We start from the raw sequence: 26,626 nt of genomic DNA, 5'->3' as shown, positions 1-26,626 counted from the left end.
AATTCGATGTAATATCAAAGTCATGAATATAAAGCAATATTTAGATTCAACATATTTGAAAACTCCTTCTCAGGCGGGACTTTCAGAAGTGGAAAACATTGAGGTTGTTAAAAAAGCAATCAGAGAAGCAATTAAAGAAGGCTTTAAACTGATTATGATTAGGCCTGAACATGTTTCTTTGGCTAAAGATATAATTTTGAAAGCCAATTCGAGTTTACTTGTGGGTACAGTGATAGACTTTCCTGAAGGTAAATCGTCAATTGAAGATAAAATTAAAGAAGCGAATCAGGCAATAGAAGATGGTGCAGATGATTTAGATTTTGTCTGTAACTATGAAGCTTTTAAAAGTAGTGAAATTGCTTTAGTGAAACAGGAAATTGTTTATGGTACACAAATCGGATTAGCACATAATAAAACAGTAAAATGGATAATTGAAGTTGCAGCTTTGACCGATAAAGAAATCATGCAACTTTCTGCATTAATAAAAAATGTAGTTATATCGAATTTTAAAGAAGAGGATTATGCTTCTGTTTTTGTAAAGTCATCAACAGGTTTTTATAAAACTGAAAATGATTTGCCAAACGGAGCGACTATCCCATCAATTATAATGATGTTAGAAAATGCATCACCTTTGCCAATAAAAGCAGCGGGAGGTGTAAAGTCATATAAAGATGCAATTGAAATGATTGGTTTAGGAGTTAAACGAATCGGAACTTCGGCAGCAAAAGAAATTGCAAACGGAGAGAATGCCCCAAATGAATATTAAATAAAAACCCAAATTTACGTGAATAAGATTTTTTTGTCTTTTATTTTTACAATAACTACACTATTTGTCTTTGCTCAAGAAACTAATAATTCTTCTGTAAAGCCAGGTTTTACAACAGAGCAATTTCCAGTTTTTCCAAATTGCGAAAATTCGGAATCTAAAAAATTAGAAAATTGCTTTTACAAAGAAGTTCAGGATTTCGTTTATAAAAATTTTCAGATTTCTGAAAATTTAAAGCAAACCAATTATAAAGGTGAGGTAAAAGTACTTTTTGAGGTTGATGCTAAAGGTGTATTTAAAGTGATTTATGTAAACACTGCAAATGATGAATTGTCTGAAGAAGCAAAAAGGGTTTTTGGTCAGTTTCCACAGATTAAACCATCAACTTATAATGGAAGACCAACGTATTCAAAATATACAATTACAATTGGAATTCCGTTAAAAAGTGCCGAACAAATCGAATCTGAAGCTTTAGCAGCTGCCAAAATTTTAAAACCTGTCGAAAAGCCAATGACAGAACTCGATAGTATAGTTTATAAAAAATACAACAATCCTGAGTTCGAAAGTCATTTAAATATCCCCTTTTCTCATAGCTATTATGCGCAATTTGATGGTGCAATGAATCAGGTTGGAAGTAACAATCATACCGCTTCAAAACCATATACGTACGCAGAAGTTTCAAAATATTATAATTTGAAAGCGGTTACCGAATCACTTCAAAAAAATGTTTCAACCTGGTTGGGAAGAAAGTGGTGGAATGAAAATTTGGTTCAGATTCAGGGTGAGGATTATTGGCTGTCTTTAAATCCTATTGTCGATTTGCAAATGGGTAAGGCTTCAGATCTTGATGCGTCATATACCTATGTAAATACACGAGCGCTTAATTTTAGGGGAGGTTTAGGAAAACAGATCAACTTTACAACTACAGTTTTTGAGAGTCAGGGAAGATTTGCAGGTTACTTTAATGATTATGCTGAAACATTAAAACCATCAGGAGGAAATCCTGCTATTATTCCAGGAGTTGGTATTGCAAAAAGATTTAAAACAGATGCATACGATTTTCCTTTGGCAGAAGCCAATATTACCTATGTGCCAAGTAAATTTTTTGACTTACAGTTAGGGTATGGAAGAAATTTCATTGGGGATGGTTATCGTTCATTGCTAGAAAGTGATGGAGCAAGTCCGTATCCTTATTTTAAAATCAATACAACTTTTTGGAAAATTAAATACACAAACACGTACATGTGGTTGAAAGACGTTCGTCCTGAAGTTACAGCTGAAAAAACATATGCGTCAAAATTCATGGCAAATCATTATTTAAGCTGGAATGTTTCGAATAAATTAAATTTAGGTTTTTTCGAATCGGTAGTATGGACTGATAGCAATAATAGAGGTTTTGATGTCAATTTTGTAAACCCAATTATTTTTTATCGCACAGTTGAGTTTAATTCATCTTCTAAAAGTGGAAATGCACTCTTAGGATTTACGGGTAAATATAAGTGGAACAATAATGTTAATTTATACGGTCAGTTTTTACTGGATGAATTTTCGGTAGGAGAGATGGCAGCCGGTGATAAGAGTTGGAAAAATAAGTTTGGTTATCAATTAGGAGCAAAATATTTCAATGCTTTTAAAGTAAAAGATTTATTGTTGCAATTAGAGTACAATCACGTCCGTCCTTATGTGTATTCACATAGCGCAGTGATTACGAATTACGGGCATAATAATCAAAGTATTGGCCATCAGTGGGGCGGTAATTTTGAAGAATTTGTTGCAATTGGACGTTATCACAAAGGACGTTACTATGCTGACGGAAAAATTTCTGTTGGTACCAGAGGTTTAGATTTTGATACTGCTCAGGATAGTTATAATTATGGAGGAAATATCTATAAAAGCTATGATGTAAAACGACCTTATGATAAAGGAGTAGAGGTTGGTCAGGGTAATAAAACAAGTGTTTTTATTGCAGATATTCAGGGAGGATATGTTATAAATCCAATGACTAACCTTAAGTTGTTTGGTAGTTTTATTTATAGAAATTTTGATCCGACACAAGAAACGGCTACAACTTTTAAACAAAGTACAACATGGTTCACTATCGGATTACGTACTGATGTCTTTAATTGGTATTTTGATTACTAGTATTTAATAAGATTTTTCGAAATAATTGTGTTAAAGATTTGCAAGTCCTTATTTTATAAAGGCTTTATTGAAAAAAATCTAATTTTATAGTCAGGAATTCTACAATCTAATTTGTACATTTGCACCACTCAAAAAAAACATACAAACAATAACGGTTTGAATACTACAAAAAATACATTTTCATTTAAATCAATATTTCAAGATTTCAAAGAAATAACTAAAGCAGGATTAGCTATTAGTGTTTTATTTTCTTCAATTGCAGGATATTTGTTAGGTGTAAATGATGCGAATCCTTTTAAATGGGTTACTTTGCTGACATTGATAATTGGAGGATATTGCATGGTTGGTGCTTCAAACGCATTCAATCAGGTAATTGAAAAAGACATCGATACTTTAATGGATCGAACAAAAAATCGTCCGGTTCCTTCAGGCAGAATGTCGCCAATGACCGCGTTAATTATTGCAAGTCTTTTAACTATTATTGGTATCGCGCTGTTGTATACCATAAATGCAAAGTCGGCAATGTTTGCTGCAATCTCAATATTTTTATATACAAGTATTTATACACCTTTAAAAACGGTAACTTCCTTATCGGTTTTTGTTGGTGCTTTTCCTGGTGCGATCCCGTTTATGTTGGGATGGGTTGCAGCAACAGGAGAATTTGGAATTGAAGCCGGAACTTTGTTTCTGATTCAGTTTTTCTGGCAATTTCCTCATTTTTGGTCTATTGGCTGGTTTTTGTATGACGATTATGCAAAAGCGGGAATTTTTATGCTTCCAACAGGAAAGAAAGACAGAAAAACAGCTTTACAGGTTATTTTGTATACTGTTTGGCTGATAATAGCTTCGCTATTGCCGGTTTTAGGATATACAGGTCAGTTATATATTTCTCCAATTGCGGCCGTTTTAGTGTTTTTATTGGGGTTATGGATGTTGTTTTATGCGGTTCGTTTGTATCAATTGCGAACAGCAAAATCTGCAAGAACATTAATGTTGGTTAGTGTTTCGTACATTTCATTATTGCAGATTGTATTTATAATAGATAAATTTTTAAGATAGTTATGGAAATGACAATGACAACAGGAGAGGAACAAGTGAGGAAATCAAAATCGGCAAAACTGATTTTGTTATTCGCCATGGTAAGTATGACCATGATGTTTGCCGGACTTACAAGTGCATTTGTGGTAAGTAAATCAAGAGCAGACTGGTTGAAGAATTTTGAACTTCCATCGGCATTTTATTATAGTACTGCGGTGATAATTGCTTGTAGTGTTACTTTTTATCTGGCTAAAAAAGCGATTCAAAGAGACAATAGAAGCGCTACTACATCTTTTCTTTTAGGAACCTTGGCTTTGGGTATTTTATTCGTAGTTTTACAATTCAAAGGTTTTGGTCAAATTGTAGAAAGCGGGTATTATTTTACAGGAGAAGGTAGCTCAATTACTACAACTTTTCTTTACGTAGTAACGGTTACACACTTATTACACTTGGCTGGAGGGTTAATTTCACTTTTAATTATAATTTATAATCATTTTAAACAAAAATACAATTCGACTCAAACTCTTGGTATAGAACTAGGTGCGATGTATTGGCACTTTTTGGATTTATTATGGGTATATTTATTTTTATTTTTATATTTCTTTAAATAAGAAAAAAACGTAAATTTGGGAACTTTTTAACGAATATCTTTTATGGAAGCGACAGTTACTACTGCAAATAACGAAGAAAAAACTTGGGGAGGCGGCAATGAGCCATTAGGAGCAAGTTATGGTAAAATGATGATGTGGTTTTTTATCGTATCAGATGCCCTGACATTCTCTGGATTCCTGGCGGCTTATGGTTTTTCTAGATTTAAATTTATTGAAACTTGGCCATTGGCTGATGAAGTGTTTACTCACTTCCCATTTATGCATGGCGTTTCGGCCCCAATGTATTATGTAGCCTTAATGACTTTTATTTTGATTTTTTCATCTGTAACAATGGTTTTGGCTGTTGATGCGGGTCACCAATTGAAAAAGACAAAGGTTGCTATTTATATGTTCTTAACTATTATTGGAGGTTTAATCTTCGTTGGTTCTCAAGCCTGGGAGTGGAAAAACTTCATTAAAGGAGAATATGGTGCAGTTGAAACAGCAGGTGGAAGTTTATTACAGTTTGTTGATAAAGATGGTAAAAGAGTAGCGCTTGAGGCGTTTGCTGTAAAATTACCGGAACAACCACAAGAACTTACAAGAGCCAAAGGTAAATGGTTTATGGAAAGTGCTGAAACGGTATCAACTTATTCAGTTGCTGAAGTACAGGCTGGTTTTAAAGCGCATCCTGAATTGCTAATCAGAACGGAACAGCTTACTGATAAAAAGAAAAAAACAGTATTGACAAGAGCAGAGTCTGAGGCTCGCTTAGGTACTGCAAAATATGTTGTAGAAGGAGCTAACTTAACAAGAAACGAGTACGGAAGTAAATTATTTGCTGATTTCTTCTTCTTTATTACTGGATTCCACGGATTCCACGTATTTTCTGGAGTTATCATCAATATAATCATTTTCTTTAATGTATTATTAGGGACTTACGAGAAAAGAAGAAGCTATGAAATGGTAGAGAAAGTTGGTTTATACTGGCACTTTGTCGATTTAGTTTGGGTATTTGTATTTACAGTTTTCTACTTAGTTTAATTTTTAAGATTTATCATTATGTCACACGATCACGAATACGTATCAAATACAAAAAGAATCTGGTTTGTTTTTGGATTACTGTCAGTTGTAACAACATTTGAAGTTTTCCTGGGAATTGTTAAGCCAGGGTTTTTAGAATTTAATCATTTTGTAGGTTTGAATTTGTTGAACTGGATTTTCTATATCCTTACAATTTTCAAAGCTTATTATATAGTATGGGCATTTATGCACATGGAAGGTGAAAAAAGCAGCCTTAGATGGTCTGTTGTATCACCAGTTATTTTCCTAGTTTTATATTTATTGTTTATTCTATTGACAGAAGGGCATTATATTTATGGGGTTTTTAAAGATTCTACTATTAAATGGAATTTTTAACATGATATTAATTCGAAAAGAAGCTCCGTTTAACGGAGCTTTTTTTATTTTTGTACTTCAATAACTTCCATTAATATAATGAAAAAAAATATAGTTCTTTTTGTACTTTTTGTTCTGCCCATTGTAGCTTACTTGTTTTTTGCTTCGGGAGTAAACAGTTTTACTAAACTTCCAACAATAACTCCTAAAATTGCTGACTTTGGTAATTGGAAATCCCTAAAAGGAGAAAAAGTAACTTTAAACAACAAGATAACTATTCTTGGTTTTTCAGGTTCTGAAATTTTAAAGAACAGAGGAAACTTTTTTAATCTAAACGAAAAAATTTATCAACGCTACAATGGTTTTAAGGATTTGCAATTTGTAGTAGTTTGTCCTTTAGGAACAGAAAATGACGCAGAGAAGATCGAAGCGTCTTTGGGTGCTTTTACAGATGTATCCGGATGGCATTTTGTATTTGCTTCTCCTCAGGAAATCAAAACTTTTTATAATCAATTGCATTTGAAAGGGAAACTAGATCAAAATCTGGGAACATCAAATGTTTATATCGTAGATAAAGAACGAAATTTAAGAGGTAGAAAAGGTGTTTCTAAAGATAAGAAAGATGAGTATAAGGAAGGGTATGATACTTTTCATCCGTCTGAGTTGAGTAATGAAATGCTGGATGATTTTAAGATCATTTTGTATGAATATCGCGCCGCTTTAAAAAAGAACCATAACGCTACAAAAGAACTTTAATTTTTTAAATATGTTTAAAAACAAATCATATATCGGAATTTCGTTTATTATTTTGATCTTCGGAATTTATGCAGTTCCAAAAATTGTCGACAGAATAAAAAATGGAGAAGTTGTAAAAGGAAACCGGTTGGATAATGTAGGTTTAAAATCTTCAAAATCGGATGCTAAATTATTGACTATCGGTCCAGCTCCTAAATTTGAATTAACCAATCAGGATAATGTGAAAGTATCAAATCAAACCTATAAAGGAAAAGTATACGTTCTGGAGTTTTTCTTTACAACATGTCCTTCTATTTGTCCAAAGATGAATTTAAGCATGCTGGAGATTGAGAAAACTTTTTTCGGAAATCCAAACTTCGGAATTGTATCTATTACAATCGATCCTGCTCATGATACACCAAAGGTTTTAAAAGATCATGCAAAATTATTAGGAGCAAAATCATCAAACTGGAATTTTTTAACGGGTGATAAAGCAACAATAATGGATTTATCAAACAAAGGATTTAATTTATATGCCGGTGAAAATGCCAAGGTAAATGGTGGTTTTGAGCATTCAGGTTTGTTTGCCTTAATTGATAAAGATGGGAATATTCGTTGTCGTAAGGATGATTTTGGAAACCCAATTTTATATTACGACGGATTAGACAAAAAAGGAGTTAGAGATATTCAGGAAGATATTAAAATATTATTAGAAGAATAAAATGGAAGATCATTCATTAGAAAAAAAATACAATAAATATATTATTGCGGTTTCAATTGTAGTACCAACTTTAGTTGCGATATTATTCGCAATTAAATTAAAAGACTTTGGGATTAATGTAGAACCTCTTTCATTTTTGCCTCCAATTTATGCGACAGTAAACGGAATTTGTGCTATAGTTTTGGTTTGGGCAGTAATAGCTATAAAAAAGGGAAAGCGAAAATTACACGAGCGTTTAATGACTTTAGCTATTGCATTAGGACTTGCTTTTTTGGCAATGTACGTCGCCTATCATATGACAGCTGATTCTACTAAATTTGGAGATCTAAATCATGATGGAATCCTGGATTTGGCAGAGACTGCCAAAGTTGGGGCATTGCGTTATGTTTATTTCTTTATTCTTATTACTCACATTTTATTGTCTATCACAATTATTCCTTTAGTATTGATTAGTTACGTTAGAGCTCTTGCACAAAGTTTTGACAGACATAAAAAAATTGCTAAAATAACTTTCCCGCTTTGGTTATATGTTGCGGTTACTGGTGTTGTAGTTTACTTAATGATTTCCCCTTATTATGCATAAAATAGAAAATAGACTAAAGAATAAAGAAAATAGAATCGAAAATAGAAGCGGATTTAAGAATTTAATCTCAAAAACATACTTCTATATTCTTTTCTCTATGTTCGTTTCTCTCGGTGCAAATGCTCAATGCGCGATGTGTCGTGCTGCACTTGCGGGAGATTCTAATGTAAAAAAAGCAGAAGCCGTAAATGATGGAATCGTTTATTTGATGGTAGTTCCGTATTTATTGGTTGCAATTATAGGTGTTCTGATTTATAGAATGTATCAATCTAAAAAGAAAAAAGCANNTGCTTTTTTCTTTTTAGATTTAGGTTTATTTCAATCCATCAACGGAAACATTTACTGTTCCGTTTATTTTTATAAAAGCAATAATAGCCTGATTCGTCAACTGAATTTTGTCAAACTGAATGTCTTCTATTTTTCCATTTACAAATACACCTGGCATCGGAGAATAGTTTTTAAGATAGGTAGCCATACTTTTTTTGCCTTCTTCTAAATTAGGCTGAATAGAATAACGACAACTTTCTTCCATTTTTCTTAAAACATAACCCTGTCCTAACCAGCTTGCAGTACGCATTAATTTGCTTTTGGTGTCTAAAACATAATCGAGTTTGTCAAAATAAATTTCTTTTGACTGTGGATTGTATTGCGGAAATCCATTTAGATAAAGTGTTCCGCTTATGGAGCCTAGTACATCAAGCGCAATAACCATTTTGCCATCCTTATGCCAAATTGTGACATTTTTTACTGTTACTTTTTTGCTTCCGGAACCAAATTCCTGGCCTGCGAAATTTTTTGTCATTATCTTAGAAGCATCAATGTAAGTTGAAATGGCTGCAATATTAGCTGAAATCTGATTTGGAATTTTGGCAACAGGTTTTAGAACAATTTTAGTAGCGCTGAATTTAGATTCAGGTTGTTTGCCAACAATAGTTTCCATATTACACTTCACTCCCATATCCAATAGAAATAAATCATTTTTAAGTTTTGCATTGGTCGAATAAATTTCAACAGGAGTAATTCGTAACCAACTTTCATAAGTGTCACTCATTTGAAATGGTGTGCATATTTTTTCTAAAGCGGATAATACATTTGGCTTAAAATCCATTGATTTTTCAATCGCTTCATCTATCTTCTTTTCAATTTTTGATTTAAAAATTGAAATGGCCGGATTTACTAAATACGTGATGGGCATACTTTTTCCAAAGACAAGCATTGTCGGGCTTTCGTTCCAATCTAATGATTTGAATGCAGTTTTGGTGTTTAGTTTCCAATTAGTCAAGCCTACTTCGCTGGATAAAGTAATAACTCCATTCAAATTAAACTCACGAGTGTCATAAAGTTCAACGCCCAGTTTTTTTGTTCCAATTCGATATTTAATAGTTGCTTTTAAAGGCAGAATTGTTTTTATCTTCTTATCCGGATTTGCAGGATCATTTTGAATTTTTATCGGAGATTGTTTCCAAATTTTCATTTCAATATCATCATCTTCGATGTTATTATCTTCATAAATTAATCCTGTTAAAATCGAGTTGGTTTGATTCTCAATATCCGTCAATTTTACTGTTATTGGTAAGTTGATAAAGGATGGATTTGCATCATAAACCAACGGACTTGCGTCGTCTGGTTCGGGTTTTAAGGTTTCTAATTTTTGCGATACTGAACATCCTGAAAGTACCGTAAGTACCGTGAATAAAGAGAAAATTGAAAAAAACTTCATCATTAAGATTTTTTTGAGTAATGCAAAATTAAGAAAACAATTATATTATCTTAAAAATGTGTAACATTTGATAACAAATAGAGTCTTATTCTAATATCAAAACGAAATTATTAACGTTTTCTTACCATAAATTACTTAATAAAAATGTTATTATTGTTTTAAAATTTAACAATACCATGATCGAAATCAAAGATTTACACAAGTCCTATAAAATGGGAAATTCAGAATTGCATGTGTTAAAAGGGATAAATTTTAATATTGAAGAAGGCGAGCTAGTAGCAATCATGGGATCTTCAGGATCAGGTAAATCTACGCTTCTTAATATTTTAGGAATTCTCGACGAGGCAGATTCAGGTAGTTATATTTTAGATAAAACACCTATTAAAAAACTAAATGAAACGATTGCTTCTAAATACAGAAATAAGTTTTTAGGATTTGTTTTTCAATCTTTCAATTTGATCAATTATAAAACTGCACTTGATAACGTGGCAATGCCGTTATATTATCAGGGAATAAAGAGAAAAGAGCGTTACGAAATCGCTATGAAGTATTTGGAGAAAGTGGGCTTAGGTTCACATTCACATCATTTACCGAACGAACTTTCGGGCGGTCAAAAACAGCGTGTTGCAATCGCGAGAGCATTAGCTTCAAATCCAAAAGTTTTATTAGCAGATGAGCCAACAGGAGCTTTGGATACAAAAACTTCATATGAGGTTATGGAGCTTATTCAGGGAATTAACGATGAAGGAAAAACCATTTTAATCGTTACACACGAACCCGATATTGCTGCAATGTGCAAACGAAATGTGGTCCTGAAAGACGGATTAATTATCGATGATAAAAAGGTAGAACAAGTTAGAGCTTCATCTTATGTTTAATATTGAGCGTTGGCAAGAAATATTCGAAGCAATCTCTAAAAACAGGCTAAGAACATTCCTGACCGGAATTTCTGTGGCTTCAGGTATTTTTATTTTAGTGATTTTGCTCGGTGCAGGTAAAGGGCTTCAGAATGGAATTGAAAAACAATTCGAAAATGATGCAGAAGGAATTATTGAAGTTTGGTCGAATGTGACAACCAAAGGATATAAAGGATTAAATCCGGGAAGGGAAATTCAATTGAGAAATAGTGATTATGATCTTCCGGTTATGAAGTTTAATGACGAGATAAATAAAAAATCTCCAGTGCGAAGTACCTGGGGAGGGATTATTAGTTACGGAAAAGAATCTGGAAATTATCAGTTTAGAGGTATTTCTCCAGATTATTTGTCTCTTGAAAATGCGACTATTATTAACGGACGTTTCATAAATAATAGCGATATGGTAAATAACGAGAAAGTTGTTGCTATTGGTTTAAAAGTTAAACAGGATTTGTTTAAAGAACAGGATCCGATAGGAAAAGAGATTCTGGTTAATAATATAAATTTTAAAGTAGTAGGGGTCTTTACTGACCCTTCGGGAGAAAGAGAAGAGTCAAGAGTTTATATGCCTATAACGACCAATCAGCGCGCTTTTGGGGCTGGTGATAAAATAAATGCAATGCAGTTTGTTTTAAATAAAAAAGTCGATTACGATCAGGCTTTGGCACAATCAAAACGATTTGCAGAAGGTATAAAAGAGCTTTTAAAAAGTAAAAATATTGTAGCTCCGGATGATGATAGTGCGATTGGAGTTTATAATTCTGTTGAAGATGCAAAACAGTTTTATGATTTAAATCTTTATATCAGATTGTTTTTCTGGTGGGTTGGTATTTGTACTATTATTGCTGGTGTTGTTGGTGTAAGTAATATTATGCTAATTATTGTGAAAGAAAGAACTAAAGAAATAGGAATTAGAAAGGCTTTAGGAGCGTCGCCATTTTCCATCATTTCTATGATACTTCACGAATCAATTTTTATTACCACTATTGCCGGATTTGTTGGTTTGTTGGCAAGTTTATTATTGTTAGAATTTGTTGGGCCAATGGTACAAAGTGAATATTTTAGAAATCCGGAAGTAGATTTTAGTGTGGCTTTAACAACACTTGCTTTACTTGTATTTGCTGGGGCTATGGCAGGATTTTTTCCGGCATACAGAGCAGCCAAAATTAAACCTATTGTAGCACTTAGAGACGAATAATTATGTTTAAAAAAGATAATTGGGATGAAATTTTACAAGCTTTAACAGCTAATGTTTTCAGGACAATCCTGACTGCATTTGGGGTGTTTTGGGGAATTTTTATTTTGGTAATATTACTTGCTGCTGGTAAAGGTTTAGAAAATGGTGTGAAAAAAGGATTTGACGGAATTGCTACAAATACAATGTTTATGTGGAGTCAAACCACTACAAAAGCTTATAAAGGATTACCAAAAGTACGTCGCTATGATTTTAGAAATAGTGATGTGGCGGCATTAAAAGCAGCGTTGCCAGATTTATTATACGTTTCGCCAAGAAACCAGTTAGGAGATTTTAACGGAACTAATAATGTGGTTCGTGGTACAAAAACTTCAGCATTTACTGTTTATGGTGATTATCCGGAGTTGATAAAACAACAGCCAATGGATATCTTAAAAGGACGTTTTATTAATCAGCAAGATATTTTGGAAAGAAGAAAAATTGCTGTGATTGGAAAAGGAGTTATCAGTGAATTGTATGGGAAAGAAGAAGAAGCCATTGGGACTTACATAAAAGTAAACGGAATTAATTTTATGGTAGTTGGTGTTTATCACTCTAAACAGCAAGGTGGAAATGCTGAGCAGGAGCAGAAAAATATTTTTGTTCCGTTTACTACTTTTCAACAAGCTTTTAATTATGGAGATAAAGTAGGCTGGATGGCACTTACAGCAAAGGATGAAACTTCAATAACCGATTTGAAACCAAAAATTCTGGAACTTATAAAATCACTTCATTCGATTAATCCCAAAGATGACAGAGCTGTGGGGAATTTCGATTTATATGAACAATTCAACAAAGTGCAGAGTTTGTTTAACATCTTAAAAATCATTGCTTATTTTGTTGGAACGCTGGTATTGATTTCAGGTGTTATCGGAATTTCGAATATTATGCTTATTGTAGTTAAAGAACGTACTAAGGAAATTGGAATCAGAAGAGCTTTGGGAGCAACGCCCGGTGCTATTCGCAGTCAAATTTTATCTGAATCTATATTTTTGACTATCATTTCAGGAATGTTTGGAATTGCAGTCGCAACCGGAATTATAGCACTGTTGAATATGGCGCTGGATTCAATGCCCCCCGGAAGTAATACTATGTTTGCTAACCCGAGCGTAGATCTAAGAGTAGTATTTGTTGCTTTATTAATATTAGTAGGATCTGGTTTGTTGGCAGGATTTATTCCGGCCCAGACCGCAATTAATGTAAAGCCGGTAGATGCTTTACGAACAGAATAAATTATCAATCAAAATATAATCGATTAAACCAAAAACAAAATGAAAAAAGGAGTAACCGTAACCATTTTAATCTTTATTGCTATAGTTTTCTTTGGCGCACTTTACTATTTGTATGCTAAAAATCAAGAGTCTCCAATCGTTTTTAAAACAGAGAAAGCAGAGATTAAAACGATCGTAAAAACCACCATTGCAACTGGTAATATTCAGCCTGATGAAGAGGTCTTAATCAAACCAAACATCTCAGGTATTATTGAAGAAGTTTATATCAAGGCTGGTGAGAAAATTAAAGCGGGTGACATGATTGCAAAAATTAGAGTTGTTGCCAATGTATCTAATGTAAGTAGTACCCAAAATCAAGTACAAACGGCTAAAATTGCATTAGATAATCAGGAAAAAATCTATAAAAGACAAAAGACCTTATTCGAAAAAGAGGTAATTTCGGCTAATGATTTTGATGCTGCTCAGTTAGCTTATACCCAGGCAAAGCAAAATTATTTAGCTGCAAGACAAAGTTTGGATATCGTTAAAACAGGAACTACAACTTCATTAGGAAGTTATGCTAATACTTTAATTCGCTCAACAGTAAACGGAATGGTTTTGGCGGTTCCGGTAAAAGTGGGGAATCAGGTTATTGAAAGTAATAATTTCAATGAAGGAACTACCATTGCAAGCGTTGCCGATGTTGGCAGAATGATTTTTATTGGAAAAATAGATGAATCTGAAGTAGGTAAAATCAAAGTTCAGATGCCAATCGAAATTACCGTTGGCGCAATCGAGAATAAAAAATTTGATGCAATTTTGACAGATATTGCCCCAAAAGGAGTAGTAGAAAATGGTGCCATTCAGTTTGAAATAAAAGCTTCTTTAGAAAACAGAGATGCGACTTTTATCAGAGCTGGTTTAAGCGCAAATGCTTCTATTATTTTAGAGAAAGCCGACAAAACTTTAGCTATCAAGGAATCATTAGTTCAATTTGACAAAAAAACTCAAAAGCCTTATGTTGAAATCGAAACAGCTCCTCAGAAATTTCAAAGAAAAGATTTAATTCTGGGAGTTAGCGACGGAATATACGTTCAAGTTAAAAGTGGAATTAAGGACTCAGATAAAATCAAAATCTGGAATCAGGGCTTGATTAGTGAAGGAGAAGAAAAGAAATAATTTGAAAGTATAAAAGGAGTTTTTGGGTTTAAAAAATGTTAAATTTGCGTAGTGTTCATGCTATGCTTTCATTCAAAATATATGAAAATAAATAAATATAATAGTCTTGTTTTTGCTATACTTTTCGGGTTCGGTTTGACAGCCCAGGCGCAAACAAAGCAATGGACATTGGAAGAATGTGTGCGATATGCACTTGATAATAATATAACAATAAAATTATCTGAACTAGATGTGAAAAATGCCGATATCGATAAAAAGGATGCATTTGGTAATTATCTGCCTTCAGTAAACGGAAATGCTTCACACTCCTGGAACATTGGTTTAAATCAGGATGTTACAACGGGTCTTTTGCGTAACCAGACGACTCAGTATTCATCTGTTGGTTTAAATGCCGGAATTGATATTTACAAAGGTTTGCAGATACAAAATACGTATCGCAGAACTAAACTTTCTATTATTGCATCTCAGTTTCAATTATTAAAGATGCAGGAAGATATTTCGCTAAATGTTGCCAATGCATTTCTCCAAATTTTATCTTATAAGGAAGAGTTAAAAGTAAAAAAAGAGCAATTATCAATTGATGAGAAACGCTTCAAACGATCTGAAGAAATGGTAAACGCCGGAACAATACCAAGAGGAGATTTGTACGATCTAAAAGCTACTATTGCAACAGATCAACAGGCAATTACTGTTTCAGAGAATAATTTATTGATCTCAAAATTAAGCTTAGCGCAACTTTTGCAATTAAAAGAATTTGCAGATTTTGATGTAATAGATGATACAAATGCAAAAGACGAGAATAATATCATGGCACAAAGCCCAATTGATATTTACAATAAAGCAAAAGAAACAAGAACAGAATTAAAACTGGCACAGACTAATCTTGAAATTGCTGAGAAAAATGTTGCCATTGCAAAAGGTGCTTATCAGCCTACACTTTCTGGTTTTTACGGATTTAATACAAGAGCTAGTTATAGTGATAAAGTAGTAGGAGTAGATGGAAATGGTAATCCTATTTTAGCAGGTCCGGATCCAGTTTTTCAACAGTTTAGTGATAATAAAGGACACAATTTTGGTTTTCAGTTAAATGTTCCAATTTTTAACGGTTTTGCAGTTCGAAACAATGTAGAAAGAAATAAAGTTAGTTTAGAGAAATCTAAAATAGATTTAGAACAAAAAAGTTTAGATTTGCAACGTAACGTTTATACTGCTTTTACAAATGCAAAAGGAGCGTTAAATACGTATGAGTCATCAACTGTAACTTTAGAAGCAAGACAACAAGCTTATAATTATGCTAAAGAAAAGTATGATGTTGGTTTGATGAATTCTTTTGATTTTACACAGGCTCAAACACTGTTGACGAATGCACAGTCTGATGTTATCAGAACGAAATATGATTATATTTTTAAAATAAAAATACTTGAATTCTACTTTGGAATTCCAATTGTCCCAATTATTTCAAAATAATTTATTATGTCAAAAAAAACAGTTTATTTCTTAATAGGAGGTGCGGTAGTTATTATTGCAATTTTAGTTGGTCTTTCGAAATCGGGAGTAATAGGAAATAAGGATGAAGGAAAAGAAGTAGAGATTTCAAAAGTAGTGGCTTCAACTATTGTCGAAACGGTTTCGGCAACAGGGAAAATTCAGCCGGAAATTGAAGTGAAACTTTCATCAATGGTTTCAGGTGAAATTATTGCATTAAATGTAAAAGAAGGTCAGGTTGTTAAAAAAGGAGATTTATTAGTAAAAATAAATCCGGATTTGTACACCTCCGGATTGGATAGATCTGTTGCTAATTTATCTGGTACCAAAGCGAGTTTGTCACAATCTGAAGCAAATTTTAAAGAAGCAAAAGCGAGTTACGAACGTAATAAAACCTTATATGATAAGGGCGTAATTTCAAAATCGGATTGGGATAAATCAATTGCGACTTTTGAAGTTGCCAAGGCGACGAAACAAAGTTCGTATTACAATGTTCAGAGTGCTTCGGCTTCTGTAACGGAGGCAAAAGATAATTTGGGTCGTACTTTGATTTATGCTCCGGCAGATGGAACTATTTCGGTTTTAAATGTTGAATTAGGAGAGCGTGTTTTAGGAACGCAACAAATGGCAGGAACAGAGCTTTTGAGAGTGGCCAACTTAAACAATATGGAAGTTGAAGTTGATGTAAATGAAAATGATATCGTGAAAGTAAAAATTGGAGATGAAGCCAATGTAGAAGTCGATGCTTATTTAAAAAAGAAATTTAAAGGTACCGTAACAAGTATTTCTAACTCGGCAAGCTCTACCTTAACATCAGATCAGGTTACTAATTTCAAAGTAAAAGTGCGTATTTTAAAAGAATCTTACCAGGATTTGTTAGAAGGCCAATCTGCTTCGTATTCTCCATTTAGACCTGGAATGACTGCTACTGTTGATATTTTGACCAAAACAAAAGCAAATGTATTAGCTGTGCCGATAAGTTCAGTAGTTGTAAAATCAGATACTGCGGCCGTTAAGGATTTTAAAGTAGAGGATCCTAATGATAAAAAAGTAGTACCAAAAAGCGACAAAAAATTCGAATGTGTTTTTGTGAAAGTAGGGGATAAAGCTAAAATCAGAATCATTAAAACAGGTATTCAGGATGATACTAATATTGAAGTAATGTCGGGATTAAAATCTGGTGATGTTGTGATAACAGGACCTTACACAACAGTTTCAAAAGAATTGAATTCTGGCGATAAGGTTAAGCTTAAAAAAGCGGACGTTATAAAGAAATAAATATAATAATCTAAAAATAAATACTTTGTCTTTTATTCTCAATATCGAAACGGCTACAAAAAATTGTTCTGTAGCAATAGCAAAAAATGGTGAAACAATTTTATGTAAGGAAATTGCAGAAGAAGGATATTCGCATGCCGAAAAACTCCATGTTTTTATTGAAGAAGCAATTGCCGAAGCAGGAATAACAGTTCAGGATTTGATTGCAATTGCAGTAAGTCAGGGACCAGGTTCTTACACAGGTTTGCGAATTGGAGTTTCGGCGGCAAAAGGTTTATGTTTCGCGTTAAATATTCCACTGATAGCGGTTGATACATTACAAACTTTGGCTTCTCAGGCCAAAGTGTCTGATGGGAAAATAATTCCAATGTTGGATGCCAGAAGAATGGAAGTTTACAGTGAAGTTTTTAATTTCAATCTCGAAGTTGAAAGAGAAATTCAGGCAGAAGTAATTACAGAAGATTCTTTTTCAGCATACACCGATGTGCTTTACTTTGTTGGCGATTGTGCAGAGAAATGCAAACCAGTTTTGACAAAAGATAATTTTATTTTTCTGGAAGATATAAAATATCCTTCAGCTTCAGCTATGAGTAAAATCAGTTTTGATAAATATCAAATAAGCGACATTGTCGATGTCGCTTATTTTGAACCTTATTATTTAAAAGATTTTATGATGGCACCTCCTTCAAAGAAACAATAAAAACCTTTTTATTTTTGAAGAGTATAGGGTTGAACTGAAATTCCGGCTTCATCTAAAGCGGTTTTGCAATTTTCTAAAGTTTCAGAAAAAACAGCTCCGTAATTAGCATTTTTAGCCCACGGGCGCACTGAAAATTCTACAGCGCTAGCTGTTAGATTTTTAACAAAAACTTCAGGTGCAGGTTTCTTAAGTACTTTAGGGTTTTTATTTAAGACATCTAAAAGAACTTCTTTTGCCTTTTTTATATCAGAATCATATGAAACTGCAAAAGTCAAATCGGCTCTTCTTTCTCCCTGCATCGAATAATTAATAATCGTTCCGTTAGATAATGCACCGTTTGGTACAAAAACAGTTTGATTATTCGCAGTAAGCATTTTAGTGACAAAAATCTGGATTTCACTTACAGTTGCTATAACCCCTTGTGCCTCGATTGTATCACCAACTTTAAAAGGTTTGAAAACGATAATTAACATTCCGCCGGCAAAATTAGAAAGTGAACCTTGTAATGATAAACCAACTGCAAGTCCCATTGCTCCTAAAATGGCAACAAAGGAAGAAGTTTCGATACCCAATTTTGAAATAAAGGTTACAAACAACAAAATTCTAAGCGCCCATATCAAGATATCTGAAAGGAATTTTGTCAGTGTAGGATCTAAATTTCTTTGAACCATTACTTTTATAATAATCCTATTTATTAATCGGATGGCATATATACCAACAAATAAAATTAGAAATGCTGAAACTAATTTTGGCGCGTAATCAACTAGTACGTCAATGAATTTAGTGGCGTAAGTGCTTATTTGTTCTGGACTCATCATGTTTTATTGAATAAAAAAACCTTCTCAAAACGAGAAGGTGTATTAGTGGTGCAAATATAAAGATATTTCCTTTATAAGAAAAATAAGTACCTATTCCTTATCAGCAATTTCGTCAGCGGTTTTATTTTCAATCTTTGCTGCTGTTTCACTTGCGTCAACTACAGTTTCAGATGCAATTGTTTTTGTATCGGCAGTGATATCACTTGTTTTTTCTTTTACAGAATCAATTACGTCACTTATAGAATCTGAAGCTTTTTCCACATATTCACTTACAATATCTTTGGCTTGGTGTGCATATTCTGCGGCACTTTCAAGAATTGGTTCTGAAGCTTCTTTAGCTTTGGCGATTGTCTCTTCTGCAAAAGTTTCTGCTTTTTCAATATAAGGAGTTGCAGCTTCCTTTGCTTGCTCAAAAGTAGTTTCAGCCTGATTGGCTAAGTCTGTTGCAGATTCTTTGGCTGTGCCAAATAAATTCTTGAAAAATGACGATAATCCCATGGTTTTTATAATTGATTAGTTAAGAATACAATATTAAACTTTTTTACAGAATTATAGTGTTATTGTGAGAATAATTTATTGAAAGATAGACAGATAGTGCCTAATAAAAAAAGCGTTCACTATAGTGAACGCTTTCGGTATTTACTCAAAATTATTTTTATGCATTTAAAGCTTCTACTTTAATAGCTTCATCATTTAACATGCTTTTCAACATGTTTTCTATTCCACTTTTTAAAGTAAAAGTAGAAGATGGGCATCCGCTACAAGCACCTTGTAAAATAACTTTTACTGTTTTGTCATTTTCGTTATAAGAATCGAATGCAATATTTCCTCCGTCAGCAGCAACTGCAGGTTTTACATATTCTTCTAAGATGTTGATGATTTGTTGTGAAGTTGTATCCAGTTTATCAAAAGCTTCATCTTTTGTAACATCATTTTTTGTTGCAACTTCAATTAAACTTTCATCTAGAACTGTTCCTCCGTTTTCAATAAATTGTTTGATAAACGTTCTAACTTCTAAAGTGATCTCATCCCAGTCGTTTATATCATATTTAGTTACTGAAATGTAATTTTCATCAATAAAAACCTCTTTAACATAAGGGAATTTAAATAATTCTTTTGCTAATGGAGAAGAAGCCGTCTGGTCAATATTTTTATATTCTACCGGATTTCTGGTTAACATTCTGCTTACGACAAATTTTAATGCTGCAGGATTTGGAGTTGTTTCTCCATACACTGTAATAGGTTGTTTTTTAGCCTTGTTTTCGTCGATTTTAATAATAACGCCACCTTTATCAATAAATGCTGTAATTTGTTCTGCAACAGCGTCTTGTACATCTTCCCATTCTACGATACTATATCTTTCGATAGCGATAAAATTTCCTGAAATATAAACTGTTTTTACAAACGGAAGATAAAATAATTGTTGTGCTAATGGTGATTCTTGTGCCTCATCAATATTTTTAAACTCAAAGTTTTGGTTTTGAGTGATGAAATCTTCAAATTCAAACTTTAATATAGTCGGATTTTGAGTTTCCTTTATGGTGATTTTTGTCATGACTTGTAATTTTTCACAAATTTAGTAAAGTTATTTTCTACTAATGGCTATATTTGGTTTTTTAATAAAATAATTAAGATTCTTATTATAACTAATCGGATTAAATTGGGAGTCTATAATTTATTTAAACAAAGCTGCCTTTATGAAATTTAGAATCAGGGTTTTATTTATTTTTTTATTAACTTCATTTTACTCTTTTTCCCAAGAAGGTATTCCTGTTTACTCAGACTATTTATCAGATAATTATTATTTGATTCATCCGTCTATGGCAGGAGCGGCAAATTGTGCCAAAATTAGATTAACAGCAAGAAAACAATGGTTTGGCCAAGATGATGCGCCAGCACTTCAAACGTTAAGTTTTAACGGTCGAATAGGAGAGCGATCAGGAGCCGGAATTATAGTTTTTAATGACAAAAATGGGTATCATTCTCAAAAAGGAGTAAAACTTACTTACGCACATCATATTATGTTTTCAAGAGACGAGATTGATTTGAATCAGCTTTCTTTTGGTATTAGTGGGGGAGTAATTCAAAATCAGCTGGACGAAACATCATTTGGAACAACGTTTGACCCAATTGTTTCCGGTCAGATTCAAAAAGATTCTTATTTTAATGTTGATGTTGGTGCCTCTTATAATTATTTAAATTTTTATGCTCATGCTACTGTTCAGGGATTACTTGAAACCAGAAGAGAATTGTATACCGATTATGAAAGTGATAATTTGAGAAAATTTCTTTTAAGTGCGGGGTATGTTTTTGGTAAAAGAGAAAATATTACCTGGGAACCTTCGGTATTACTTCAAATATTTGATCAGACTAAAGAGAAAACAATAGATTTAAATATGAAAGCTTACAAAAACATGGATTTTGGAAGTTTATGGGCAGCATTGTCATATAGAAGAAGTTTTGATGGTGCACAATATGTTTCTGGAAGTGGTGTTTCATCTCAAAAACTGCAATATTTCACACCAATTATTGGTATAAATTATAAGAACTTTATGTTTGCTTACACGTACTCACAAGTAATGGGCGATGTAAAATTTGATACCGGAGGGTATCATCAAATTACTTTAGGGATCAATTTATTTTGTAAAAAGGAACGTTACGATTGTAATTGTCCGGCAATTAATTAATTTTTTATGCTGATTAAATCTGTAAACGGAAAATCGCCTTCAATCCCAGAGGATTGTTATGTTGCCGAAAATGCTACCATTGTTGGTGATGTTACCTTTGGTGAATCTTGTAGTGTTTGGTTTAACGCTGTTATTCGCGGAGATGTTCACTTTATTAAAATTGGAAATAAAGTTAATATTCAGGACGGAGCCATTATTCATTGTACTTATCAAAAACACCCAACTATTATAGGAAACAATGTTTCAATTGGACATAATGCAATTGTTCATGGTTGCACTATTCATGACAATGTTTTGATAGGAATGGGAGCAATTGTAATGGATAATTGTGTGGTTGAAAGTAATGCAATTGTAGCCGCCGGAGCAGTTGTAACACAAAATACTATTGTGACTTCAGGAAGTATTTACGCCGGTGTTCCCGCTAAAAAAGTAAAAGATATTGATCAATCTGACTTTGCAGGTGAAATCGAGCGTATTTCAAACAATTACGTAATGTATTCAGGCTGGTTTAAAAACGAAGAATAAATTATAAATATAAATTATAAGTTGATCTTTTCGAAGAAAGTATTTTTATAACTTTCACTAATCGGAATTCGCTTATCGCTAATTAAAACCTTGTTTTTCTGGATTGATTTTACATGTTTTATATTGATTATATAAGATCTGTGAATTCTTGAAAATCCTTTGCTGGAAAGTAAATTCTCTAGTTTTATTAAGCTAATTAATGTTAGTGTAAATTTATTGTCTGTGGTATAGATTTTTACATAATCTTTTAATCCTTCAATAAATAGAATATCTGCAAAATTCATTTTTACATTTTCATACTCAGCTCGCACAAACATAAAATCCTGTTCTAATTCGGGCGCTGTGGTATTTTCAGAAATAGCCTGCACCGCTGCTGCAGGATTAAAAATTTGCTGAGCGCGAACTACTGATTTTAAAAAACGATGAAACGGTATTGGTTTTACCAAATAATCAACAGCGCCAAGGTTAAATCCCTCAACCGCATAATCAGAATAAGCTGTTGTAAAAATGATCAAAGGTTTTTTTTCAATAGTATTTAAAAATTCAATCCCTGAAAAATGAGGCATCTGAATATCTAAAAAAATCAAATCAATATTTGTTTGATTGATAAATGAAACGGCATCAATAGCATTATTGAAAGTACTAACCAATTCCAGCGAATCTACTTTTTGGACAAAATCCTCTAATAATTCAACCGCTAGAGGTTCATCATCTATAATTACGCATTTCATCTGTTTCAGTATTAGAATGTTAAATTCGTTTGGGTCTTCAAAAGTAGTTTTAAACCAGTAAATTAAGTTTTAAAATTTTCATAAATTACTGGCTTAAATTTAAATTAAGCGCTTACCGTTATTGTTTTACTTAAAGTGTAACCATCCGTTAGATTTCCGGTTAATGTGGCAAGTTCATCAGCTAAACTATCTGAAAAAACATTATCCTTTGTGTTTAAAGTGTCGGCCTGGCCGTGAGCAACATAATTGGTGCTGGAATATACTTCGCTCGAAACATTTTCAGGAAAAGCAATTTGAGTTACCAATAATGAAGAACCACCCGCCGCTAAAACTTCGACATGCACATGCGGGGCTCTGCCTTGGTACCAACCAGGAAAAATAGAAATAAAGGATACTTCTCCTTTGGCATTGGTAGTTTGCCTTCCTCTTAAAAAATGAACCGTTGTATAATTGGTTTGTTGCATAGAAGTTCCTCCATATTCAGAATAATTTCCATCTTTATCACAATGCCATACATCGACCAGAACACCTTCTAAGGCGACGCAATTTTTATTTTTATTTTCGATGGTTAAATTAATAAGCAAGGCAACTCCAATTCGGTCTGATTTTATATTTTCCAAAACCAATTGACTTGGTGTTTTTATAGGAAACGGACCTTTTGTCTCGGCTGGAGAAACAGAGCAACTTCCATCACCTGAAGAATCTGAACCCCTATCATCATTGTCGCTTTTAGAACAGGATTCTAATAACTTTGAAGCTGTAGCAAGAGAAGCAATTCCTAAAATACCATTTCGTATGAATTTTTTTCTGTCCATAATCAATCGTTATTAATTAATTGGTGTTTGAATTTCATCTAATTTTAAATTTAAATGCACACGGTAATATTGATTGTCTTGCGTTATATCTAATTGATGAGCGTTTGGATACAGTAAATCGAGACGGTTTTTTATATTTACCAGTCCGATTCCTGAATTTTCAGGATCTTTTCTGTAATCTTCAATAGTATTTTCTATCCAAAAATCCAGACTGTTTTCGTGTATGAAGATTTTTATTTTTACGTGAGCGGCACCTTTATAATCTGTTCCGTATTTGAATGCATTTTCAACAAATGAAATCAGCAAAAGTGGTTCTATAAATTTATTTCGGGTATCACCATGAACATTTATTACAATGTCTTCGATGTCATTAAGTCGTAATTTTTGTAGCTCAATGTAATTTTGGATATAATTAATTTCTTTTTCTAAAGCCACCGTTTTATTATCAGTTTCATACAGCATATACCGCATTAACTCCGATAATGTTACGATGGCATCAGGGACCAAATCAGATTTTTTGTGTGCCAATGAATAAATACTGTTTAAAGAATTAAATAAAAAATGCGGATTAGTTTGCTTACGCAAATAAATTAATTCAGTATTTGTTCGATGTGTTTCGGCAATTAATTTGTTTTGTTGATTGTTGTAAAACTCTGTTAGTGTTCTAATTATAGCGCTTATGGTTAAGATTAAAATGTAAAATAATGAAGGGCCAATTTTAAAAAACAAGGGTTGTCTTCTTGCCATTATAATGCGTCTTTCTCCTCTCATAAAATCAGTTGAACCATCTGGCATTATTTTGGGAGGCAACATGTTTGGTGGCCTCACATGATTAAAATCAGGAATAAAATAATTAATCCTGATTACCATAAAAAGAAGAATTAGTGCTAAAGCAAAAACAAAATAAAGCCAGTATTTTTTTTCTAAAAGTAATACAGGTACCAAATAAAAATAATTCAGATAAAACAGAATGATTCCGGTAATCCATTGTACATAAAAATCATTGTTGATTCTAAAAGGGCTTTCGTAAAATTGAATTAATGACGTCAAAATAAAGAAAGTCCATATAATACTATGGAATAAAATTTTGTTTGAGCTGGTACTTCTGATGGTATCTATATTCATTTAGAATTTTATTTTTAATAAAATTAAATCATTTTTTGTTACCGTCGGTGATAAGTTCTTATTGAGTTTTTCGATAACCAAATTGCCTACTTTTAAAGCATCTTCCTGAGTTGTAAAGCTTTTGGTTTCGGTTATTACCGGTATAATAGATTGTTTGATAAGTATTTTGTCCCTGTTGATAATTGTATAACCCCAACCGTTTGTTGTTTTAAATGATTCGATTTTAAAAGGGGTCTTTGTTGTACAAGCTGTCAATAATAAAGCGAGTAAAAGAAAGAGTAAATTCTTCTGGATTAAGATCCAGAAGAATTGATTTTTAGTATTAATTGTCATCATCATTTTGTTCCTCTAACGGTTTAAATTCCCAGGCATCATCAAAATAAGTAGAGCTCACTCTTCCCAACATATAAAAACCTCTATTGTTTATTGCAAAAGCTACAGCATCTGTTCTGGTTGCGCCTTCCATTGGTGTTCTTTCTACCCATAAATCTGTTGATGGATTGTATTCCCACACGGTTTTAATATTTTCTCCACCTACAAGATATCCTAGTCCATTCATGGTAAAAGTTGAAGCATTTGCACGAACAAGTGCATAATCGTCATTGAATGTTTCATCATCATCATCGTCTTTATCGATGTCTCGTTTTCTTGTCCACACTTCTGTTGAAGGATCAAATTCCCAAAAGTCTTCCTGATAAACTCCGTTATTAATTCCGGTTCCTAAGTAAGCTTTGTCACCAATTACCAAAACGGCAGCATTACGTCTTTTATTTCCACTAAATCCATTTACAAGTGTCCAGGTATTAGCCTGATCGTTATATTGATAAAAATCTTTAAGATAATTTCCATCGTATCCAGTGCCAAAGTAAGCTTTTCCACCAACCTGAAATCCTAATGCTCCATAACGGCCAGTTCCTCCGAAATCTGTTTTTTGATTCCAGCTATTGCTTGTTGGATCATATTGATAAAAATCTTTTAATTTGTTAGTTCCGTCATAACCAAGACCAACATATCCTTTCTCATTTAAGGTAAAACTAGAAGCAGAACTTCTGGCAACTCCTGGAAAATCAGCTTTTTGTTCCCAATAATCACCATTAGAATTGTAGGCCCATAAATCCTTCAAATAAACATCGCCAGTATAACCGGTTACCACATATGCATAATCCCCAATAACAAAACTAGTAGCACTAGATCTTGCAGGTCCATCAAATGCTGATTTTTTAACCCAGTTCCCTATTAAATCATCATCCTCATCATCATTGCTGCAGCTTATAAAAAAGAGACTCGATAATAGTGTCGCGAATAATATTCCTTTTTTCAAATTATTCATAGTGTATTAAATTTATTTATTGTTTGTATTTGATGCCAATGCTTAAAATATATCCGTTGCCCGTATTATAGTCATATACCTCATGATTCTCGTTATCAATCAGTGTGTACTTTTTATTAAAATTGTAGCCTCCTTTAAAATTTAAAAACCAATTGTGGTCTACATTTCTTTCGTATTCAAAAGCAGATGTCATTTGCGATAAGTTCACCTTTGTTGCCTCTTTATTTAGAGCCATTTGTGAGTCTAAATTGTAAAAATTACCATTAAAACTATTGGTCAGGCTTAACTTGTTCCGGACATTATTTGAATATTCTAACTTAGAATCAGGAAACCCAATCAGCATAGTACTTTTATCATTAATTCTAAAGTTTAAAGATAAAACAGGTATGATTTTAGGATATCCAAAAACGGTTGTCCTGGCAACACCAACATTTAACTCTGTCTTAGAGGTCAATTTTTGATAAACTTCAATACTGCCTAAAATTGTTATATCTGAAATGCCAAAATTTTGCTGAAAATTGGCAGTGGGTGTCAGAGCAAATTTTAATCCTGTTGTTTTTGAAACATTTTGTGAAAATTCAAATTGGTTTTGTAATTGATTAAAATGATCCGAATTTTCAAATGATTCAAAACTGCCTAATTCATAATTGATATTCAAATGAGAATATTCTAATGTATTCGTTACCTTCCTTTCAGTATCTATTTCTTTATTGATCTTAAATTGAATATTAGTCTCGGTAAAATTAATTTTATCAGTAGGCTCTGTTTTTAAATTTATATCTACAGCTATTTTATCCTGTGCTTTCATACTGTAAAATGAAATTGTAAAAAGCGAACATATTAAAAACGGTATTTTCATTACTTATATATTGGCTCAAAAGTATGTTCCTAATGTTTT

General features: G+C 32.8%; 28 protein-coding genes. 18 read left to right on the top strand and 10 right to left on the bottom strand.

Translation table 11 applies throughout. The features are described from left to right. Positions 1-22 precede the first annotated feature (22 nt). The 9 genes from deoC (at position 23) to B0A65_RS10045 (ending at position 7,973) form a co-directional block, all read left to right on the top strand. The gene (gene deoC, locus B0A65_RS10085) at positions 23-766 is read left to right on the top strand and encodes a deoxyribose-phosphate aldolase (RefSeq protein WP_074659708.1); all 744 of its coding nucleotides are present in this window, start codon (positions 23-25) and stop codon (positions 764-766) included. A gap of 18 nt (positions 767-784) precedes the next feature. Next, entirely contained in the window at positions 785-2,908 is a 2,124-nt protein-coding gene (locus B0A65_RS10080; RefSeq protein WP_074659709.1) for a gliding motility protein RemB, read from the top strand. Positions 2,909-3,064: 156 nt separating this feature from the next. Beyond that, positions 3,065-3,967, top strand: a complete 903-nt coding sequence (gene cyoE, locus B0A65_RS10075) for a heme o synthase (RefSeq protein ID WP_074659710.1) — start codon at positions 3,065-3,067, stop codon at positions 3,965-3,967. Positions 3,968-3,969: 2 nt separating this feature from the next. Next, positions 3,970-4,557 carry a cytochrome c oxidase subunit 3 gene (locus B0A65_RS10070; RefSeq protein ID WP_074659711.1) on the top strand — a complete coding sequence of 196 codons (588 nt, stop codon included), beginning with the start codon at positions 3,970-3,972 and terminating at the stop codon, positions 4,555-4,557. Between the two features lie 42 nt (positions 4,558-4,599). Then, positions 4,600-5,580 (top strand): cytochrome c oxidase subunit 3, encoded by a 981-nt coding sequence (locus tag B0A65_RS10065; protein ID WP_074659712.1) that lies wholly within the window; start codon positions 4,600-4,602, stop codon positions 5,578-5,580. Positions 5,581-5,598: 18 nt separating this feature from the next. Continuing rightward, a complete protein-coding gene (locus B0A65_RS10060; RefSeq protein ID WP_026985528.1) occupies positions 5,599-5,955 on the top strand; it encodes a cytochrome C oxidase subunit IV family protein in 357 nt (118 codons plus the stop codon). 78 nt (positions 5,956-6,033) lie between these two features. After that, a complete protein-coding gene (locus B0A65_RS10055) occupies positions 6,034-6,690 on the top strand; it encodes a hypothetical protein (protein WP_074659713.1) in 657 nt (218 codons plus the stop codon). 10 nt (positions 6,691-6,700) lie between these two features. Next, positions 6,701-7,390 carry an SCO family protein gene (locus tag B0A65_RS10050; RefSeq protein ID WP_074659714.1) on the top strand — a complete coding sequence of 230 codons (690 nt, stop codon included), beginning with the start codon at positions 6,701-6,703 and terminating at the stop codon, positions 7,388-7,390. A gap of 1 nt (position 7,391) precedes the next feature. Next, the gene (locus tag B0A65_RS10045) at positions 7,392-7,973 is read left to right on the top strand and encodes a DUF420 domain-containing protein (RefSeq protein WP_074659715.1); all 582 of its coding nucleotides are present in this window, start codon (positions 7,392-7,394) and stop codon (positions 7,971-7,973) included. A gap of 313 nt (positions 7,974-8,286) precedes the next feature. Here B0A65_RS10045 and B0A65_RS10035 read toward each other — a convergent pair whose 3' ends face one another. Next, positions 8,287-9,693: a DUF4403 family protein gene (locus tag B0A65_RS10035; protein ID WP_074659985.1), complete on the bottom strand. Its 1,407-nt coding sequence runs from the start codon at positions 9,691-9,693 to the stop codon at positions 8,287-8,289. Positions 9,694-9,869: 176 nt separating this feature from the next. Here B0A65_RS10035 and B0A65_RS10030 point away from each other — a divergent pair, with 176 nt between their 5' ends. The 7 genes from B0A65_RS10030 (at position 9,870) to tsaB (ending at position 17,697) form a co-directional block, all read left to right on the top strand. Next, on the top strand, positions 9,870-10,571 hold the full coding sequence (locus tag B0A65_RS10030) for an ABC transporter ATP-binding protein (protein ID WP_074659717.1): 702 nt from the start codon (positions 9,870-9,872) through the stop codon (positions 10,569-10,571). Next, a complete protein-coding gene (locus B0A65_RS10025) occupies positions 10,564-11,808 on the top strand; it encodes an ABC transporter permease (RefSeq protein WP_074659718.1) in 1,245 nt (414 codons plus the stop codon). The genes B0A65_RS10030 and B0A65_RS10025 overlap by 8 nt, the downstream gene beginning before the upstream one ends. A 2-nt stretch (positions 11,809-11,810) precedes the next feature. Then, positions 11,811-13,076 carry an ABC transporter permease gene (locus tag B0A65_RS10020; protein WP_074659719.1) on the top strand — a complete coding sequence of 422 codons (1,266 nt, stop codon included), beginning with the start codon at positions 11,811-11,813 and terminating at the stop codon, positions 13,074-13,076. 39 nt (positions 13,077-13,115) lie between these two features. Then, positions 13,116-14,234 (top strand): efflux RND transporter periplasmic adaptor subunit, encoded by a 1,119-nt coding sequence (locus B0A65_RS10015; protein ID WP_074659720.1) that lies wholly within the window; start codon positions 13,116-13,118, stop codon positions 14,232-14,234. Between the two features lie 81 nt (positions 14,235-14,315). Then, entirely contained in the window at positions 14,316-15,701 is a 1,386-nt protein-coding gene (locus B0A65_RS10010) for a TolC family protein (RefSeq protein WP_074659721.1), read from the top strand. A 6-nt stretch (positions 15,702-15,707) separates the two neighbouring features. Beyond that, entirely contained in the window at positions 15,708-16,997 is a 1,290-nt protein-coding gene (locus B0A65_RS10005; protein ID WP_074659722.1) for an efflux RND transporter periplasmic adaptor subunit, read from the top strand. A 25-nt stretch (positions 16,998-17,022) separates the two neighbouring features. Continuing rightward, positions 17,023-17,697, top strand: coding sequence for a tRNA (adenosine(37)-N6)-threonylcarbamoyltransferase complex dimerization subunit type 1 TsaB (gene tsaB, locus B0A65_RS10000; RefSeq protein WP_074659723.1), 675 nt, complete (start codon positions 17,023-17,025; stop codon positions 17,695-17,697). 8 nt (positions 17,698-17,705) lie between these two features. On the opposite strand, the gene B0A65_RS09995 is transcribed toward tsaB, so the two are convergent. The 3 genes from B0A65_RS09995 to B0A65_RS09985 all read right to left on the bottom strand — a co-directional run bounded on the left by B0A65_RS09995 (position 17,706) and on the right by B0A65_RS09985 (position 20,070). Continuing rightward, positions 17,706-18,515: a mechanosensitive ion channel family protein gene (locus tag B0A65_RS09995; protein WP_074659724.1), complete on the bottom strand. Its 810-nt coding sequence runs from the start codon at positions 18,513-18,515 to the stop codon at positions 17,706-17,708. A 90-nt stretch (positions 18,516-18,605) separates the two neighbouring features. Then, positions 18,606-19,013: a hypothetical protein gene (locus B0A65_RS09990; protein ID WP_074659725.1), complete on the bottom strand. Its 408-nt coding sequence runs from the start codon at positions 19,011-19,013 to the stop codon at positions 18,606-18,608. Positions 19,014-19,170: 157 nt separating this feature from the next. After that, a complete protein-coding gene (locus B0A65_RS09985) occupies positions 19,171-20,070 on the bottom strand; it encodes a NifU family protein (protein WP_074659726.1) in 900 nt (299 codons plus the stop codon). Between the two features lie 142 nt (positions 20,071-20,212). Between B0A65_RS09985 and B0A65_RS09980 the strand changes: the two genes are divergently transcribed. Both B0A65_RS09980 and B0A65_RS09975 read left to right on the top strand, forming a co-directional pair. Next, positions 20,213-21,202, top strand: coding sequence for a PorP/SprF family type IX secretion system membrane protein (locus tag B0A65_RS09980; protein ID WP_074659727.1), 990 nt, complete (start codon positions 20,213-20,215; stop codon positions 21,200-21,202). Between the two features lie 6 nt (positions 21,203-21,208). Then, on the top strand, positions 21,209-21,727 hold the full coding sequence (locus B0A65_RS09975; RefSeq protein ID WP_056188236.1) for a gamma carbonic anhydrase family protein: 519 nt from the start codon (positions 21,209-21,211) through the stop codon (positions 21,725-21,727). 14 nt (positions 21,728-21,741) lie between these two features. Here B0A65_RS09975 and B0A65_RS09970 read toward each other — a convergent pair whose 3' ends face one another. From B0A65_RS09970 to B0A65_RS09945, 6 genes are all read right to left on the bottom strand, one after another. Continuing rightward, a complete protein-coding gene (locus B0A65_RS09970) occupies positions 21,742-22,458 on the bottom strand; it encodes a LytR/AlgR family response regulator transcription factor (RefSeq protein ID WP_074659728.1) in 717 nt (238 codons plus the stop codon). 104 nt (positions 22,459-22,562) lie between these two features. Then, complete coding sequence (locus B0A65_RS09965) at positions 22,563-23,273, bottom strand: dioxygenase family protein (protein ID WP_074659729.1); 711 nt, start codon at positions 23,271-23,273, stop codon at positions 22,563-22,565. Positions 23,274-23,285: 12 nt separating this feature from the next. Then, positions 23,286-24,398, bottom strand: coding sequence for a sensor histidine kinase (locus tag B0A65_RS09960; RefSeq protein WP_074659730.1), 1,113 nt, complete (start codon positions 24,396-24,398; stop codon positions 23,286-23,288). Then, on the bottom strand, positions 24,399-24,734 hold the full coding sequence (locus B0A65_RS09955) for a DUF4907 domain-containing protein (RefSeq protein WP_242670260.1): 336 nt from the start codon (positions 24,732-24,734) through the stop codon (positions 24,399-24,401). Beyond that, positions 24,721-25,728 carry a Kelch repeat-containing protein gene (locus B0A65_RS09950; RefSeq protein WP_074659732.1) on the bottom strand — a complete coding sequence of 336 codons (1,008 nt, stop codon included), beginning with the start codon at positions 25,726-25,728 and terminating at the stop codon, positions 24,721-24,723. The genes B0A65_RS09955 and B0A65_RS09950 overlap by 14 nt, the downstream gene beginning before the upstream one ends. A 16-nt stretch (positions 25,729-25,744) precedes the next feature. Next, the gene (locus tag B0A65_RS09945) at positions 25,745-26,587 is read right to left on the bottom strand and encodes a DUF6268 family outer membrane beta-barrel protein (RefSeq protein WP_074659733.1); all 843 of its coding nucleotides are present in this window, start codon (positions 26,585-26,587) and stop codon (positions 25,745-25,747) included. Positions 26,588-26,626: the final 39 nt, after the last annotated feature.

The sequence above is a fragment of the Flavobacterium frigidimaris genome (assembly GCF_002217275.1).
Classification (GTDB): Bacteria; Bacteroidota; Bacteroidia; order Flavobacteriales; family Flavobacteriaceae; genus Flavobacterium; species Flavobacterium aquidurense.
This window is presented reverse-complemented; position numbering and strand designations above follow the sequence as displayed.

Coding starts and splice junctions, on each gene's coding strand:
- deoC (WP_074659708.1), top strand. CDS start 23: ATGAATATAAAGCAATATTTAGATTCAACATATTTGAAAACTCCTTCT.
- B0A65_RS10070 (WP_074659711.1), top strand. CDS start 3,970: ATGGAAATGACAATGACAACAGGAGAGGAACAAGTGAGGAAATCAAAA.
- B0A65_RS10065 (WP_074659712.1), top strand. CDS start 4,600: ATGGAAGCGACAGTTACTACTGCAAATAACGAAGAAAAAACTTGGGGA.
- B0A65_RS10060 (WP_026985528.1), top strand. CDS start 5,599: ATGTCACACGATCACGAATACGTATCAAATACAAAAAGAATCTGGTTT.
- B0A65_RS10055 (WP_074659713.1), top strand. CDS start 6,034: ATGAAAAAAAATATAGTTCTTTTTGTACTTTTTGTTCTGCCCATTGTA.
- B0A65_RS10050 (WP_074659714.1), top strand. CDS start 6,701: ATGTTTAAAAACAAATCATATATCGGAATTTCGTTTATTATTTTGATC.
- B0A65_RS10045 (WP_074659715.1), top strand. CDS start 7,392: ATGGAAGATCATTCATTAGAAAAAAAATACAATAAATATATTATTGCG.
- B0A65_RS10035 (WP_074659985.1), bottom strand. CDS start 9,693: ATGAAGTTTTTTTCAATTTTCTCTTTATTCACGGTACTTACGGTACTT.
- B0A65_RS10030 (WP_074659717.1), top strand. CDS start 9,870: ATGATCGAAATCAAAGATTTACACAAGTCCTATAAAATGGGAAATTCA.
- B0A65_RS10025 (WP_074659718.1), top strand. CDS start 10,564: ATGTTTAATATTGAGCGTTGGCAAGAAATATTCGAAGCAATCTCTAAA.
- B0A65_RS10020 (WP_074659719.1), top strand. CDS start 11,811: ATGTTTAAAAAAGATAATTGGGATGAAATTTTACAAGCTTTAACAGCT.
- B0A65_RS10015 (WP_074659720.1), top strand. CDS start 13,116: ATGAAAAAAGGAGTAACCGTAACCATTTTAATCTTTATTGCTATAGTT.
- B0A65_RS10010 (WP_074659721.1), top strand. CDS start 14,316: ATGAAAATAAATAAATATAATAGTCTTGTTTTTGCTATACTTTTCGGG.
- B0A65_RS10005 (WP_074659722.1), top strand. CDS start 15,708: ATGTCAAAAAAAACAGTTTATTTCTTAATAGGAGGTGCGGTAGTTATT.
- B0A65_RS09995 (WP_074659724.1), bottom strand. CDS start 18,515: ATGATGAGTCCAGAACAAATAAGCACTTACGCCACTAAATTCATTGAC.
- B0A65_RS09990 (WP_074659725.1), bottom strand. CDS start 19,013: ATGGGATTATCGTCATTTTTCAAGAATTTATTTGGCACAGCCAAAGAA.
- B0A65_RS09985 (WP_074659726.1), bottom strand. CDS start 20,070: ATGACAAAAATCACCATAAAGGAAACTCAAAATCCGACTATATTAAAG.
- B0A65_RS09980 (WP_074659727.1), top strand. CDS start 20,213: ATGAAATTTAGAATCAGGGTTTTATTTATTTTTTTATTAACTTCATTT.
- B0A65_RS09975 (WP_056188236.1), top strand. CDS start 21,209: ATGCTGATTAAATCTGTAAACGGAAAATCGCCTTCAATCCCAGAGGAT.
- B0A65_RS09970 (WP_074659728.1), bottom strand. CDS start 22,458: ATGAAATGCGTAATTATAGATGATGAACCTCTAGCGGTTGAATTATTA.
- B0A65_RS09965 (WP_074659729.1), bottom strand. CDS start 23,273: ATGGACAGAAAAAAATTCATACGAAATGGTATTTTAGGAATTGCTTCT.
- B0A65_RS09960 (WP_074659730.1), bottom strand. CDS start 24,398: ATGAATATAGATACCATCAGAAGTACCAGCTCAAACAAAATTTTATTC.
- B0A65_RS09955 (WP_242670260.1), bottom strand. CDS start 24,734: ATGATGACAATTAATACTAAAAATCAATTCTTCTGGATCTTAATCCAG.
- B0A65_RS09950 (WP_074659732.1), bottom strand. CDS start 25,728: ATGAATAATTTGAAAAAAGGAATATTATTCGCGACACTATTATCGAGT.
- B0A65_RS09945 (WP_074659733.1), bottom strand. CDS start 26,587: ATGAAAATACCGTTTTTAATATGTTCGCTTTTTACAATTTCATTTTAC.